This is a genomic window from Microbacterium sufflavum (assembly GCF_023091155.1).
GTDB lineage: Bacteria > Actinomycetota > Actinomycetes > Actinomycetales > Microbacteriaceae > Microbacterium > Microbacterium sufflavum.
In genome coordinates this window covers 2,861,087-2,875,521 of the sequence record NZ_JAHWXK010000001.1, presented here as the reverse complement: position 1 = coordinate 2,875,521, position 14,435 = coordinate 2,861,087, and the positions used below count along the sequence as shown (strand labels likewise).

Annotated in this window: 12 protein-coding genes; all 12 read left to right on the top strand. The window is 70.2% G+C overall.

Translation table 11 applies throughout. The features are described 5' to 3' along the window. The first annotated feature begins 37 nt into the window (after positions 1 to 37). The 12 genes from hisG (at position 38) to pyk (ending at position 14,394) form a co-directional block, all read left to right on the top strand. Positions 38 to 877, top strand: coding sequence for an ATP phosphoribosyltransferase (gene hisG, locus KZC56_RS13890; protein ID WP_136032433.1), 840 nt, complete (start codon positions 38 to 40; stop codon positions 875 to 877). Continuing rightward, positions 877 to 1,638 (top strand): imidazole glycerol phosphate synthase subunit HisF, encoded by a 762-nt coding sequence (gene hisF, locus KZC56_RS13885; RefSeq protein ID WP_136032431.1) that lies wholly within the window; start codon positions 877 to 879, stop codon positions 1,636 to 1,638. Before hisG ends, hisF begins: the two co-directional genes overlap by 1 nt. Then, on the top strand, positions 1,635 to 2,021 hold the full coding sequence (gene hisI / locus KZC56_RS13880; protein ID WP_247638789.1) for a phosphoribosyl-AMP cyclohydrolase: 387 nt from the start codon (positions 1,635 to 1,637) through the stop codon (positions 2,019 to 2,021). The genes hisF and hisI overlap by 4 nt, the downstream gene beginning before the upstream one ends. Then, positions 2,018 to 2,608 carry a Trp biosynthesis-associated membrane protein gene (locus KZC56_RS13875; RefSeq protein WP_136032427.1) on the top strand — a complete coding sequence of 197 codons (591 nt, stop codon included), beginning with the start codon at positions 2,018 to 2,020 and terminating at the stop codon, positions 2,606 to 2,608. Before hisI ends, KZC56_RS13875 begins: the two co-directional genes overlap by 4 nt. A 44-nt stretch (positions 2,609 to 2,652) precedes the next feature. Beyond that, complete coding sequence (locus KZC56_RS13870; protein WP_136032424.1) at positions 2,653 to 2,883, top strand: HGxxPAAW family protein; 231 nt, start codon at positions 2,653 to 2,655, stop codon at positions 2,881 to 2,883. Beyond that, the gene (gene trpC, locus KZC56_RS13865; protein ID WP_136044688.1) at positions 2,883 to 3,659 is read left to right on the top strand and encodes an indole-3-glycerol phosphate synthase TrpC; all 777 of its coding nucleotides are present in this window, start codon (positions 2,883 to 2,885) and stop codon (positions 3,657 to 3,659) included. The genes KZC56_RS13870 and trpC overlap by 1 nt, the downstream gene beginning before the upstream one ends. Further along, the gene (gene trpB / locus KZC56_RS13860) at positions 3,656 to 4,924 is read left to right on the top strand and encodes a tryptophan synthase subunit beta (RefSeq protein WP_136032420.1); all 1,269 of its coding nucleotides are present in this window, start codon (positions 3,656 to 3,658) and stop codon (positions 4,922 to 4,924) included. The genes trpC and trpB overlap by 4 nt, the downstream gene beginning before the upstream one ends. Next, a complete protein-coding gene (trpA, locus tag KZC56_RS13855) occupies positions 4,921 to 5,724 on the top strand; it encodes a tryptophan synthase subunit alpha (RefSeq protein WP_136032418.1) in 804 nt (267 codons plus the stop codon). Before trpB ends, trpA begins: the two co-directional genes overlap by 4 nt. A gap of 10 nt (positions 5,725 to 5,734) precedes the next feature. Next, positions 5,735 to 6,760 carry a prolipoprotein diacylglyceryl transferase gene (gene lgt, locus KZC56_RS13850; protein ID WP_136037337.1) on the top strand — a complete coding sequence of 342 codons (1,026 nt, stop codon included), beginning with the start codon at positions 5,735 to 5,737 and terminating at the stop codon, positions 6,758 to 6,760. A 144-nt stretch (positions 6,761 to 6,904) separates the two neighbouring features. Further along, a complete protein-coding gene (gene gltB / locus KZC56_RS13845; protein ID WP_136044697.1) occupies positions 6,905 to 11,428 on the top strand; it encodes a glutamate synthase large subunit in 4,524 nt (1,507 codons plus the stop codon). Further along, positions 11,421 to 12,887: a glutamate synthase subunit beta gene (locus tag KZC56_RS13840; protein WP_247638788.1), complete on the top strand. Its 1,467-nt coding sequence runs from the start codon at positions 11,421 to 11,423 to the stop codon at positions 12,885 to 12,887. The genes gltB and KZC56_RS13840 overlap by 8 nt, the downstream gene beginning before the upstream one ends. 58 nt (positions 12,888 to 12,945) lie before the next feature. Further along, positions 12,946 to 14,394 carry a pyruvate kinase gene (pyk, locus tag KZC56_RS13835; protein ID WP_136032411.1) on the top strand — a complete coding sequence of 483 codons (1,449 nt, stop codon included), beginning with the start codon at positions 12,946 to 12,948 and terminating at the stop codon, positions 14,392 to 14,394. The last annotated feature ends 41 nt before the right edge of the window (positions 14,395 to 14,435 follow it).

Below are 14,435 nucleotides of genomic sequence, written 5' to 3'. Positions count from 1 at the left end.
GCGCTCCGCCCCCACTCCTTCGAACTGAAAGCCGTTCATGCTGCGCATCGCCGTTCCCAACAAGGGCTCGCTGTCCGAGACCGCCGCCGAGATGCTCGCGGAGGCGGGCTACGCCGGCCGCCGCGACCCCAAGACCCTGCACGTCGTCGACACCGAGAACGACGTCGAATTCTTCTTCCTGCGTCCGCGTGACATCGCCACGTACGTCGCCTCCGGCGCTCTCGACGTCGGCATCACCGGACGCGACCTGCTGCTCGACGTGCAGCAGCCGGCGCGCGAGATCGAGCAGCTCGGCTTCGGCGCGTCGACGTTCCGCTTCGCCGGCCCTCCCGGACGCTTCACGTCGATCGACGACCTCGACGGCGTGCGCGTGGCCTCGGCCTACCCCGGACTGGTGGGCTCGTTCCTCCGGGAGCACGGCGTGAACGCCGAGCTGGTGCAGCTCGACGGTGCGGTGGAGTCGGCCGTGCGCCTCGGCGTCGCCGATGCCGTCGCCGACGTGGTCTCCACGGGGACCACGCTGCGACAGGCGGGGCTGGAGATCTTCGGCCCCGTCATCCTGGAGTCCGAGGCCGTGCTGATCAGCCGCCCGGGTGACGCGGACGGCGTCGACACGCTGCTGCGCCGTCTCCGAGGCGTCATGGTGGCCCGCCGGTACGTGCTCCTCGACTACGACCTGCCGACAGAGCTGGTCGACCAGGCGGTCGCGATCGCTCCCGGCCGGGAGTCGGCCACCATCTCCCCGCTGCGCGACCCGGCCTGGGTGGCCGTGCGCGTGATGATCCCGCGTCGCCGGGTCAACCAGGTGATGGACGACCTGTACGCATTGGGGGCCAGGGCGATCCTCGTCACGGCGATCCACGCGGCGAGGCTCTGATGACTCTCGCGAGCAGGGTCATCCCGTGCCTCGATGTGGCCGACGGCCGCGTCGTGAAGGGCGTGAACTTCGAGAACCTGCGCGACATGGGGGATCCGGTCGAGCTCGCGCGGCACTATGCGGCGCAGGGCGCGGACGAGATCACCTTCCTCGATGTGACCGCGACCGTCGACGCGCGGGCCACGACCTACGACGTCGTGCAGCGCACCGCCGAGCAGGTGTTCGTGCCGCTGACGGTCGGCGGGGGAGTGCGCAGCGTGGAGGACGTGGCCCGCCTGCTGTCCGTCGGCGCCGACAAGGTGGGGGTGAACTCCGCCGCGATCGCCCGGCCCGAGCTGATCGGCGAGATCGCGGACCGCTTCGGCGCTCAGGTGCTCGTGCTCTCACTCGACGTGAAGCGCGCCGACACGACGCATTCCGGTTTCGTCGTCACGACGCACGGCGGTCGCACGCAGACCACGCTGGACGCTCTCGACTGGGCCAGGGAGGCCGCGGAGCGCGGGGCGGGTGAGCTGCTGGTGAACTCGATCGATGCGGACGGTACGCGCGACGGGTTCGATCTGGAACTCGTCCGGCTCATGCGCGAGGCGGCTCCGGTGCCCGTGATCGCCTCCGGCGGCGCCGGACGAGCGACCGATTTCGCCCCGGCCATCAAGGCGGGTGCCGACGCCGTGCTCGCGGCGAGCGTCTTCCACACGGGAGCGCTCACGGTCGGCGACGTGAAGGACGCGCTGCGCGCGGAGGGGGTGCTGGTCCGATGACGGAGGCGCAGCAGGGGCAGAGCGAGCCGGATGTCGAGGCGCGCATCGCCCAGGTGGCTTTCACGGCCGAGGGCCTGGCGCCCGCGATCGTTCAGCAGTGGGACACGCGCGAGGTGCTGATGCTCGCATGGGTCGATGCGGAGGCGCTGCGGCGCACGCTCACGTCGGGTCGTGCGACGTACTGGTCGCGATCCCGGCAGGAGTACTGGCGCAAGGGCGACACCTCCGGGAACATCCAGGTGGTGCGCGAGGCCCGACTCGACTGCGACGGCGACGCGATCCTGCTGCTGGTCGACCAGACCGGCCCGGCGTGCCACACGGGGACCCGCACGTGCTTCGACACGACCGACCTGGGTGCCGTCGACGGATCGGCGGCGTCGTGAGCCTCGCCCGGCGGGGGCGCTCGCTCGCGGTCTCCGGCTTCCTGCTCGCCGGCGCCCTCGGCATCATCTCCTCCACGCAGACCTGGTTCACGGTCGAGCGCGCCGATGCGGGAGAGGCGATCCTCGTGCCGGGGGCCGCGGCGATGGTGCTGCTCGCGCCGCTGAGCCTCGCGGTGCTGGCGCTCGGCGCGGCCCTGTCGATCGCCGGTCGCGCGGTGCGACTGGTCTTCGGGGTGCTCGCCGCGGTCGCGGCGGTGTTCCTCGGCTGGTCGACCGTGCAGCTGCTGGTCGCTGAGCCCTTCGACGCCGTCGCCGCGACCGTGACCGAGACCACGGGGCTCGCGGGCGACACCGCCGTGCACGAGGTGGCGGCGCACATCGTGGCGTCCGCGTGGCCGTGGGTCGCGCTCGTCGGCTGGGTGATCCTGCTGCTCGCGGCCGTGCTGGTACTGGTCACCTGGCGTCAGTGGAAGTCGGGCGGCCGCCGTTACCGCACCGAGACCGCGCACCCCGCGACGCACGAGGGCCCGGTCGACGCGGTCGACTCGTGGGACGACCTGTCCCGCGGGACGGATCCCACGCGCTGACCCCGATAGACTGAACACATCCGCACGTCGTCCCCGGAGGAAACATGACCAACCCGATCGCCGACCCTGGCCACGGACACTCGCCTGCGGCCTGGACCGCCGTCGTGATCATGCTCGTCGGCTTCACCGCCGCGACCGTCGCGTTCTGCTTCGAGCAGCCGACCCTGGTCTGGATCTCCGCCGCGCTGATCCCGATCGGGGCCATCGTGGGTTGGGCGCTCGCGAAGGCGGGCTACGGCGTGAAGGGCCCCAAGTACTCCCCGAAGGCGCACTAGTGGTCCTCGCCGACCTGACGGCCGGCGCTGTCGCAGACGCCGAGCGTCGCTCCCTCTCCCGGCCGATCGAGGTCGTCGAGCGCGAGGCTCTCGCGCGCCCGGCGGCGAAGGACGCCCTGGCGTTCCTCGCTCCCGCCGAGCGGGTTAAGATCATCGCCGAGGTCAAGCGGGCGAGCCCGTCCCGTGGCGCACTCGCCGAGATCCCGGACCCCGCCCACCAGGCGTCGCTGTACGAGCAGGGCGGCGCCTCGGCGATCAGCGTCCTGACCGAGGAGCGCCGTTTCGGGGGCAGTCTGGCGGATCTCGAGGCCGTGACCGCGCGGGTGTCGCTGCCGGTGCTGCGCAAGGACTTCATCGCCACGCGGTATCAGGTGCTGGAGGCGCGGGCGGCGGGTGCTGATCTCGTCCTGCTGATCGTCGCCGGGCTCGAGCCGGAGGTGCTGCGCGACCTGTACGCGTTCATCCTGGAGCTCGGCATGACCCCGCTCGTCGAGACGCACTCGGCGGAGGAGCTCGACGTGGCGATCGATCTCGGCGCCGCGCTGATCGGCGTGAACGCGCGCGACCTGAAGACCCTCGAGCTCGACCGTGACCTCTTCGGTCGGCTCGTCGACCGCATCCCGGACACGGCGATCAAGATCGCGGAGTCCGCGGTGCTCACCCCCGCCGATGTCGCGCACTACCGTTCGGCCGGTGCCGACGTCGTGCTGATCGGTGAGGCCCTGGTGACCGGAGATCCGGTCGCCACGCTCGAGAGCTTCCTGGAGGCGAAGTGAGTCTGCGTGACCAGCACGGCCCGTACTTCGGTGACTTCGGCGGCCGGTTCATGCCGGAGTCGCTGATCGCCGCGATCGACGAGCTGACGGTCGCGTACGAGGAGGCGATCGCCGATCCGGAGTTCCGTGCCGAGCTGGCCCACCTGCTGTCCTCCTACGCCGGACGCCCCTCGGCGCTGACCGAGGTGCCGCGGTTCGCCGAGCACGCCGGGGGCGCGCGGGTGTTCCTCAAGCGCGAGGACCTCAACCACACCGGCTCGCACAAGATCAACAACGTGCTGGGCCAGGCGCTGCTCACCAAGCGCCTCGGCAAGACCCGGGTGATCGCCGAGACGGGTGCAGGACAGCACGGTGTCGCGACGGCCACCGCGGCGGCCCTGTTCGGCCTGGACTGCACGATCTACATGGGCGAGGTCGACACCGAGCGCCAGGCGCTGAACGTCGCCCGCATGCGCCTGCTGGGCGCCGAGGTCGTGCCGGTGACCTCGGGCTCGCGCACGCTGAAGGACGCGATCAACGACGCGTACCGCGACTGGGTCGCCTCGGTCGAGACCACGAACTACATCTTCGGCACCGCCGCGGGGCCGCATCCGTTCCCGGCGATGGTCCGCGATTTCCAGAAGATCATCGGCGAGGAGGCGCGCGCCCAGCTGCTCGACGAGGTGGGCCGGCTGCCCGACGCGGTGTTCGCGTGCGTGGGCGGCGGCTCGAACGCGATCGGCATGTTCGACGCGTTCCTCGACGACGAGGGCGTGCGCCTGTACGGCGTCGAGGCGGCCGGCGACGGAGTGGACACCCCGCGGCACGCGGCGTCGATCGAGCGCGGTCGTCCCGGTGTGCTGCACGGCGCGAAGACCTATGTCCTGCAGGACGAGGACGGCCAGACGGTCGAGTCGCACTCGATCTCCGCCGGGCTCGACTATCCCGGCGTCGGCCCGGAGCACTCGTGGCTGGCCGACATCGGCCGCGCGGAGTACATCCCGGCGACCGACGACGAGGCGATGCAGGCCCTGCGGCTGTTGAGCCGCACCGAGGGCATCATCCCGGCGATCGAGTCCGCGCACGCACTCGCGGGAGCCCTGCGGATCGGCCGCGAGCTCGGACCGGACGCCGTCCTGGCGATCTGCCTCTCCGGCCGGGGCGACAAGGACATGGACACGGCCGCCCGGTACTTCGAGCTCTACGACGAGGCGGCGCTCGCGCACGACGCGACCGAGGAGAGCTCCGCCGAAGAAGCCGCCTCGAAGGGAGAGCCGCAGCTGTGAGCCGCGTCGAACAGGCCATCCAGCGCGCGCACGACGCCGGCCGCAGCGCCTTCGTCGGCTACCTGCCCGTCGGCTTCCCCGACCTGGAGACGAGCATCCAGGCGGCGATCGCCCTCGCCGAGAACGGCGTGGACATCATCGAGCTCGGGCCGCCTTACAGCGACCCCGTGATGGACGGCGCGATCATCCAGGAGGCGACGACCGCCGCCCTCGCCGCCGGCTTCCGGATGAAGGACCTCTTCACCGCGATCCGCGCGATCACCGCCGCGACCGACGTCCCGGTGCTCGTGATGACCTACTGGAACCCGGTGCTGCAGTACGGCGTCGATCGCTACGCCGACGACCTGCTGGCGGCGGGCGGCGCCGGGCTGATCACGCCCGACATCACGCCGGACGCGGCGGCGGAGTGGATCGCGGCGAGCGAGCGGACCGGGCTCGACCGGGTGTTCCTGGCCGCGCCGACCTCGTCGGACGAGCGCCTCGAGCTCGTGGTGAAGTCGTCGACCGGTTTCGTGTACACCGTCTCCACGATGGGCATCACGGGGGAGCGGGCCGAGCTCGATCGCGCCGCACGCACCCTCGTCGCCCGCCTGCGCGAGCACGGCGCCCGGCGCGCCTGCGTCGGCATCGGCATCTCCACCGCCGAGCAGATCGCCGGTGTCTCCGAGTACGCCGACGGCGCCATCGTCGGCACCGCGCTCGTGCGCGCCCTTCGCGACGGCGGCGTCCCCGCCCTCGCGGCCGTCGCCCGAACCCTCGCCACCGGCACGTCGTCGGTGCGCTCCGTCCCCGAGAACTAGAATCGCACTCATGTCCCTCGCGCTCCCCAGCAGCTTCACCGGCGTGCTCGCCAGCATCCCGAGTCCTCCCGTCGCGTACATCGACCTGGGCCCGGTGCGGATCCACTTCTACGCGCTCTGCATCATCGCCGGCATCATCGTCGCGGTGCTGCTGACCAACCACCGCCTCACGAAGCGCGGTGCGGAGCCGTGGGTCGTGATCGACATCTCGATCCTCGCGGTGCCGCTGGCCATCATCGGCGCCCGCATCTTCCACGTGCTGACCCACCCGAACTTCTACTTCGGCGAGGGCAAGAACACCTGGAACCCCTTCGAGCCCGGCTCGGTGTGGGCGATCTGGGAGGGCGGCATCGCCATCTTCGGCGCGCTGATCGGCGGTGCCATCGGCGCGTACCTCGGCTGCCGCTGGACCGGTATCCGCTTCTGGACGTTCGCCGACGCACTCGCTCCCGGGCTGCTGCTCGCGCAGGCCATGGGCCGGTTCGGCAACTGGTTCAACCACGAGCTCTTCGGCCTGCCGACCGACCTGCCGTGGGGCCTCGAGATCGAGTCCACCAACTCGGCCTTCCCTCCCGGGCTCCCCGAGGGCACGCTGTTCCACCCGACGTTCCTGTACGAGGTGCTGTGGAACGGGCTCGGCGTGATCGTGCTGCTGTGGCTGAGCCGCAAGCTCTTCTTCCAGTGGGGCCGGCTGTTCGCGATCTACCTCATCTGGTACAGCGCTGGTCGCATCGTGTGGGAGTCGATCCGCATCGACCCGAGCGAGATCATCCTGGGTCTGCGCAGCAACGTCTGGGCGGCGATCATCGGCGTCGTCGTCGGCCTCGTCATCCTCGTGGTGCAGACGCGCCGTCACCCGGGTCTGGAGCCTTCGCCGTATCAGCCCGGCCGCGGCCGGAAGGACCTGGACGCTGATGTACAATCGCAAGACAATCCCTCTGATTTCGTGGACGTGAGCGAGCCTCCGACCGACGAGGTCACCGCAGGAGCCACCGCCACAAGCACTGCTCCCACGAGCGAGGACGGCTCCCGATAACGCCGCGTCCCGCGGCGGGAGAACCATTGCACTGAACGAGCGGGCCGACGACGTCCCCGGGTTTCACTGAAGATCTGAGGACGGTAACTGGTGTACTTCCAGCCCCCTTACGGCGCCTCCGGCGCATACCCCCCGAAGCAGGGCATGTACAACCCGGCGTTCGAGAAGGACGCCTGCGGCCTGGCCATGGTCGCAACGCTGCGCGGCGAAGCCGGGCACGACATCATCGCGCTGGCCCTCGAGGCCCTGCGCAACCTGGAGCACCGCGGGGCCATCGGGTCCGACGCGGGCACGGGAGACGGGGCCGGCATCCTCACGCAGATGCCGGACGCCTTCCTCCGCGCGGTCACCGGCTTCGAACTGCCGCCCGTGGGGGAGTACGCCGCAGGACTCGCGTTCCTGCCTCGCGACTCGAGCGAGCGCCGCCAGCAGAAGGCCGGCATCGAGAAGATCGCGCGCGCCGAGGGCCTCCGCGTCCTCGGGTGGCGTGAGGTCCCCACCGCGAACGAGAACCTCGGCAAGCTCGCCGACGAGGCCCGCCCCGCGTTCGAGCAGCTCTTCGTGAGCGCCGGCGGGGCCACGCACGCCGACGCGCCGCTCACCGGCATCGCCCTCGACCGCGTTGCCTACCGCCTGCGCAAGCGGGCCGGCCACGAGCTCGGCGCCTACTTCGTGTCGCTGTCCAGCCGCACCCTCGGCTACAAGGGCATGGTCACCACGCTGCAGCTGGAGCCGTTCTACCCCGACCTGCAGGATGAGCGGTTCGCGTCCGAGCTCGCGGTCGTGCACTCCCGCTACTCCACCAACACGTTCCCGTCGTGGCCGCTCGCGCAGCCGCTGCGCATGCTGGCGCACAACGGTGAGATCAACACGGTCGGCGGCAACCGCAACTGGATGCGCGCCCGCCAGTCGCAGCTCGAATCCGAGCTGCTCGGCGACATCTCACCGCTGCTGCCCATCTGCACCGACGGCGCGAGCGACTCGGCCTCGTTCGACGAGGTGCTCGAGCTGCTCACCCTGACCGGTCGCAGCCTGCCGCACGCGATCATGATGATGGTGCCGGAGGCGTACGAGAAGCAGGCCGACATCACGCCGGAGCTGCGCGCGTTCTACGAGTACCACTCCAACCAGATGGAGCCGTGGGACGGCCCGGCCGCGCTCATCTTCACCGACGGCACGCTGGTCGGCGCGACGCTCGACCGCAATGGACTGCGCCCGGGGCGCTGGACCGAGACCACCGACGGACTGGTCGTGATCGGCTCGGAGACGGGCGTGCTGCACTTCGAGCCCGAGCGCATCAAGCGCCGCGGGCGTCTGCAGCCCGGCAAGATGTTCCTCGTCGACACGGCCCAGCGCCGTATCGTCGAAGATCGCGAGATCAAGCAGGAGCTGGCCACGCTGCACCCGTGGCAGGAGTGGCTCGACGCGGGGGCCGTGCGCCTGGCCGACCTGCCCGAGCGCGAGCACATCGTGCATCCGCCGGCGTCGATCACCCGCCGCCAGCGCACCTTCGGGTACACCGAGGAAGAAGTGCGCATCCTGCTGACCCCCATGGGCCAGACCGGCGTCGAGCCGCTCGGTGCCATGGGCTCGGACACCCCGATCGCGGTGCTCAGCAAGCGCCCGCGACTGCTGTTCGACTACTTCACGCAGCAGTTCGCCCAGGTCACGAACCCGCCGCTGGACTCGATCAGGGAAGAGGTCGTCACGAGCCTCAAGCTCGGCCTCGGTCCCGAGTCGAACCTGCTCAGCTGGGGTCCGGAGCACACCCGCACGGTGTCGCTCGACTTCCCCGTGATCGACAACGACGAACTGGCGAAGATCCGCCACATCGACAAGGCGCTGCCCGGCCGGTCGAGCGCGACGATCCGCGGCCTGTACCACTTCGACTCCGGCCCGCACTCGCTCGCAGAGCGCCTGACGGAGATGTGCGCCGAGGTCGACCAGGCCATCGCGGACGGCGCGGAGTTCCTCATCCTGTCCGACCGCGACTCCAACAAGGACCTCACGCCCATCCCGTCGCTGCTCATGGTGTCGGCGATCCACCACCACCTCATCCGGCGCGAGAACCGCATGAAGGTGGGCCTGATCGTCGAGGCCGGCGACGTGCGCGAGGTGCACCACGTCGCGACGCTGATCGGCTACGGCGCGTCGGCGATCAACCCGTACCTGGCGATGGAGACGGTCGAGCACCTCGTCCGCACCGGCTACATCACCGGCATCACGCCCGAGAAGGCGGTCAAGAACCTGATCTACGCGCTCGGCAAGGGCGTGCTGAAGATCATGTCGAAGATGGGCATCTCCACCGTGTCGTCGTACGCCGGCGCCCAGGTGTTCGAGGCCGTCGGTCTCAGCCAGGAGTTCATCGACGCCTACTTCACCCGCACGGAGTCGAAGCTGGGCGGCATCGGGATCGAGGAGATCTTCGCCGAGAACCAGGCGCGGCACGACTACGCGTACCCCGAGGATGCCGCAGCCCGCGCGCACGAGCGCCTGTGGACGGGTGGCGAGTACCAGTGGCGCCGCGACGGCTCCCCGCACCTGTTCAACCCGGAGACGGTGTTCAAGCTGCAGCACTCCACCCGGACGCGGCGGTACGACATCTTCCGCGAGTACACGAAGCTCGTGGACGAGCAGGCGGCCGAGCTCAAGACCCTCCGCGGACTCTTCACGCTGCGCACCGGCACCCGCAAGCCGGTCCCGCTCGACGAGGTCGAGCCGGTGTCCGCGATCGTGAAGCGCTTCTCGACCGGGGCGATGAGCTACGGCTCCATCTCCAAGGAGGCGCACGAGACCCTGGCGATCGCGATGAACCGGATCGGCGGCAAGTCGAACACCGGTGAGGGCGGCGAGGACCCCGACCGTCTGGTCGACCCCGAGCGGCGCAGTGCGATCAAGCAGGTGGCCTCCGGCCGCTTCGGCGTCACGAGCCTGTACCTCACCGAGGCGGACGACATCCAGATCAAGCTCGCCCAGGGCGCGAAGCCCGGCGAGGGCGGTCAGCTGCCGCCGACGAAGGTGTACCCGTGGGTCGCGCGCACGCGTCACGCCACGGCCGGCGTCGGGCTCATCTCGCCGCCGCCGCACCACGACATCTACTCGATCGAAGACCTCAAGCAGCTCATCTTCGACCTGAAGCGCGCGAACCCCGAGGCACGCATCCACACGAAGCTGGTGAGCCAGTCCGGCATCGGTGCGGTGTCGGCGGGTGTGGCGAAGGCGCTGAGCGACGTCATCCTTGTGTCCGGCCACGACGGCGGCACGGGTGCGAGCCCGCTGAACTCCCTCAAGCACGCGGGTACCCCCTGGGAGCTGGGGCTCGCCGAGACGCAGCAGACGCTGATGCTCAACGGCATGCGCGACCGCGTGGTGGTGCAGGTCGACGGCCAGCTCAAGACCGGGCGCGACGTCGTGATCGGCGCGCTGCTCGGCGCGGAGGAGTTCGGCTTCGCGACGGCTCCGCTCGTGGTGAGCGGCTGCATCATGATGCGCGTCTGCCACCTGGACACCTGCCCGGTCGGCGTCGCCACGCAGAACCCGGTGCTGCGCGATCGGTTCACGGGCAAGCCGGAGTTCGTCGTCAACTTCATGGAGTTCATCGCGGAAGAGGTGCGCGAGCTCCTCGCCGAGCTGGGCTACCGCTCGATCGACGAGATCGTCGGACGCACCGAGCTCCTGGAGACGAATGCGGCCGTCGAGCACTGGAAGGCCGAGGGTCTCGACCTGAGCCCCGTGCTGGAGGGCCCGGCGTTCCCGGCCGGCGAGCCGCGCCGCAGCGGTCGCGCGCAGGACCACGAGCTCGACAAGCACTTCGACGTGCAGCTCATCGACATCGCGAAGGGGGCGCTGCTCAACGGCGAGCCCGTCGTGGTGGAGCTGCCGATCGCCAACACGGAGCGCGCGGTGGGCACGATGCTCGGCCATCAGGTGACGTCGCGGCACGGTGCCACCGGGCTGCCGAAGGAGACGATCGACGTCACCCTCACAGGGACCGCGGGGCAGTCGCTCGGCGCGTTCCTCCCGCCGGGCATCATCCTCCGCCTCGAGGGCGACGCGAACGACTACGTCGGCAAGGGCCTCTCGGGCGGCGACATCACGATCCGTCCGCCGCGCGGGGCGTCGATCGCACCGCACGAGAACGTGATCGCGGGCAACGTGATCGGCTACGGCGCGACCTCGGGCACGATGTTCATCTCCGGTGTCGTCGGCGAGCGGTTCCTGGTGCGCAACTCCGGGGCGACCGCGGTCGTCGAAGGCGTGGGCGACCACGCCCTGGAGTACATGACCGGCGGGCTCGCGGTGATCCTCGGGCCGACCGGGCGCAACTTCGGCGCCGGCATGTCCGGGGGAGTGGCCTATGTGCACGCCCTCGACACCGCGAAGGTGAACGCGCAGTCGCTCGGCAGCGGAGAGCTGCGGCTGGAGCCGCTGGACCGCGCCGACCTGGAGGTGCTGCGCGGACTGCTCGTCGAGCACGTCGAACGTACGGCGTCCCCGCGCGCGACCGAGCTGCTGGACGACTTCGACGCGCGCGCGGCGGAGTTCGTGAAGGTGCTTCCCCGTGACTTCGCCGCCGTGCGGAGCATGCGCGAGGAGGCTCTGGCCGAGGGGATCGACCCCGACGGCGACATCGTGTGGAACCGCATCCTGGAGGTGACCGGTGGCTGACCCCAAAGGCTTTCTGAAGGTGACCGAGCGGGAACTTCCCGCTCGCCGTCCGGTGCCGGTGCGCATCATGGACTGGAAAGAGGTCTACGAGCCGGGCGACAAGGCCGTCCTGCGCCGTCAGGCCGGTCGCTGCATGGACTGCGGTGTGCCGTTCTGCCACTCGGGCTGCCCGCTCGGCAACCTCATCCCCGAGTGGAACGACCTCACGTGGCGCGGTGAGGGCCGGGCCGCGATCGAGCGTCTGCACGCCACGAACAACTTCCCGGAGTTCACCGGTCGCCTGTGCCCGGCGCCCTGCGAGAGCTCGTGCGTGCTGGGCATCAACCAGCCGGCGGTCACGATCAAGCAGATCGAGGTCTCCATCATCGACGAGGCCTTCGCGAAGGGCTGGGTCGAGCCCGAGCCGCCGCAGCGCCTCACCGGCAAGACGGTGGCCGTCGTCGGCTCGGGGCCCGCGGGCCTCGCCGCCGCCCAGCAGCTGACGCGCGCGGGGCACACGGTCGCGGTGTTCGAGCGCGACGATCGCATCGGCGGGCTGCTGCGCTACGGCATCCCCGACTTCAAGATGGAGAAGACGCAGCTCGAGACGCGTCTGCGCCAGATGCAGGAGGAGGGGACCCGGTTCCGTGCGGGTGTCGAGATCGGCAAGGACATCTCCTGGGCCGACCTCCGCGCGCGGTACGACGCGGTCGTGATCGCGACCGGAGCCACGGTTCCCCGCGACCTGCCCATCCCCGGGCGCGACCTCGACGGCGTGCACTTCGCGATGGAGTACCTCGTGGAGTCCAACCACGCGGTCGCCGGCGACGCGGTGCCAGGGCAGATCACGGCCGAGGGCAAGCACGTCATCGTGATCGGCGGCGGCGACACCGGTGCGGACTGCATCGGCACGGCGCACCGTCAGGGAGCGCTGAGCGTGACGAACCTGGCGATCGGCAAGCAGCCCGGCGACACGCGCCCCGACCACCAGCCGTGGCCGATGATGCCGACCGTGTTCGAGGTGTCGTCCGCGCACGAGGAGGGCGGGGAGCGCGTGTTCCTCGCCTCCACGGTGGAGTTCCTGTCGAACGAGGTCGGCGAGGTGCGCGCGCTGCGGGTGGCCGAGACCGAGTACATCGACGGACGCCGGGTTCCCAAGAGCGGCACCGAGCGGGAGATCCCCGCCGATCTCGTGCTCATCGCGATGGGCTTCACGGGTCCGGAGCAGGACGGCTACACGGAGGACACCCGTCCGCAGGTGACCGGCCGCGGCTCCTTCCACCGCGACGCGTCGTACGAGTCGTCGGTGCCCGGCGTGTTCGTGGCCGGTGATGCCGGACGCGGGCAGTCGCTCATCGTGTGGGCCATCGCGGAGGGTCGTGCGGCGGCGGCGAACGTCGATCGCTACCTCATGGGCACCACGGTGCTGCCCGAGCCGGTGCGTCCGAGCGATGTCGCGATCGGTCTCCAGCCCGCGTAGGCTGGGGCAGGCACCGTCGCCCGAACGTTCATCCCCCACTTCTACCCTGGAGAGTTCTTTGAGACGCGCGAAAATCGTCGCCACTTTGGGTCCGGCCACCTCGACGTATGAGACGGTGCGTGCACTGATCGATGCGGGTGTGGACGTGGCACGTCTGAACCTCAGCCACGGCGACTACTCCGTGCACGAGAACAACTACGCGAACGTGCGTCGCGCGGCGGAGGACTCCGGCCGTGCCGTGGCGATCCTCGTCGACCTGCAGGGACCGAAGATCCGTCTCGGCCGTTTCGAGGACGGGCCGTACGAGCTCGCCAAGGGCGACATCTTCAAGATCACCACCGAAGACATCATCGGCAACAAGGAGATCTGCGGCACCACGTTCAAGGGGCTGCCCCAGGACGTGAAGCCCGGTGACTTCCTGCTGATCGACGACGGCAAGGTCCGCGTCGAGGTGGTCGAGACCGACGGCGTCACCGTCACCACGCGCGTGGTCGTCGCCGGCGCCGTGTCGAACAACAAGGGCATCAACCTGCCCGGTGTCGCCGTGAACGTCCCCGCTCTGAGCGAGAAGGACGAGGACGACCTGCGCTGGGGTCTGCGCACGGGTGCCGACCTCATCGCCCTGTCCTTCGTGCGCAACGCGGAAGACGTGTCGCGCGTGCACGAGATCATGGCGGAGGAGGGCGTGCGCGTCCCCGTGATCGCCAAGATCGAGAAGCCGCAGGCGGTCGATGCGCTGGAGGAGATCGTCGACGCGTTCGACGGCATCATGGTCGCCCGTGGCGACCTGGGTGTCGAGCTGCCTCTGGAGGCCGTGCCGATCGTGCAGAAGCGCGCGGTGGAGCTCGCCCGGCGCAACGCGAAGCCGGTGATCGTGGCGACGCAGATGCTCGAGTCGATGATCAACAGCCCGGTGCCCACGCGCGCGGAGACCTCCGACGTCGCGAACGCGGTGCTCGACGGCGCCGACGCGGTGATGCTCTCGGGCGAGACCAGCGTGGGCGACTACCCGGTCGTCGTGGTGGAGACCATGGCCCGCATCATCGAGTCCACCGAGGAGCACGGCCTGGAGCGGATCCTCCCGCTGACGACCAAGCCCCGCACGCAGGGTGGTGCCATCACGCTGGCCGCCCTCGAGGTCGCGGAGTTCGTCGACGCGAAGTTCCTCTGCGTCTTCACCCAGTCGGGCGACTCCGCCCGCCGCCTGTCGCGTCTGCGCTCGCGCATCCCGATGCTGGCGTTCACCCCGGAGCCGGCGATCCGTCGTCGGATGGCGCTCACGTGGGGCCTGCGCTCCACGCTGGTCGACATGGTCCAGCACACCGACCTGATGTACCACCAGGTCGACGAGTACTTGCTCGAGAACGGCCTGGCGGTCGAGGGCGACAAGGTCGTCGTGATCTCCGGTTCCCCTCCCGGGATCGTGGGCTCGACGAACGACCTCCGCGTGCACAAGGTGGGCGACGCGATGCGTGGTGCTGCGCCGATCTACAAGGCCGGCGTCTGACGCACGAGGTGTCCGGAAGGGGCGGGGCTACGGCCCCGCCC

Coding starts and splice junctions, on each gene's coding strand:
- hisG (WP_136032433.1), top strand. CDS start 38: ATGCTGCGCATCGCCGTTCCCAACAAGGGCTCGCTGTCCGAGACCGCC.
- hisF (WP_136032431.1), top strand. CDS start 877: ATGACTCTCGCGAGCAGGGTCATCCCGTGCCTCGATGTGGCCGACGGC.
- hisI (WP_247638789.1), top strand. CDS start 1,635: ATGACGGAGGCGCAGCAGGGGCAGAGCGAGCCGGATGTCGAGGCGCGC.
- KZC56_RS13870 (WP_136032424.1), top strand. CDS start 2,653: ATGACCAACCCGATCGCCGACCCTGGCCACGGACACTCGCCTGCGGCC.
- lgt (WP_136037337.1), top strand. CDS start 5,735: ATGTCCCTCGCGCTCCCCAGCAGCTTCACCGGCGTGCTCGCCAGCATC.
- gltB (WP_136044697.1), top strand. CDS start 6,905: ATGTACAACCCGGCGTTCGAGAAGGACGCCTGCGGCCTGGCCATGGTC.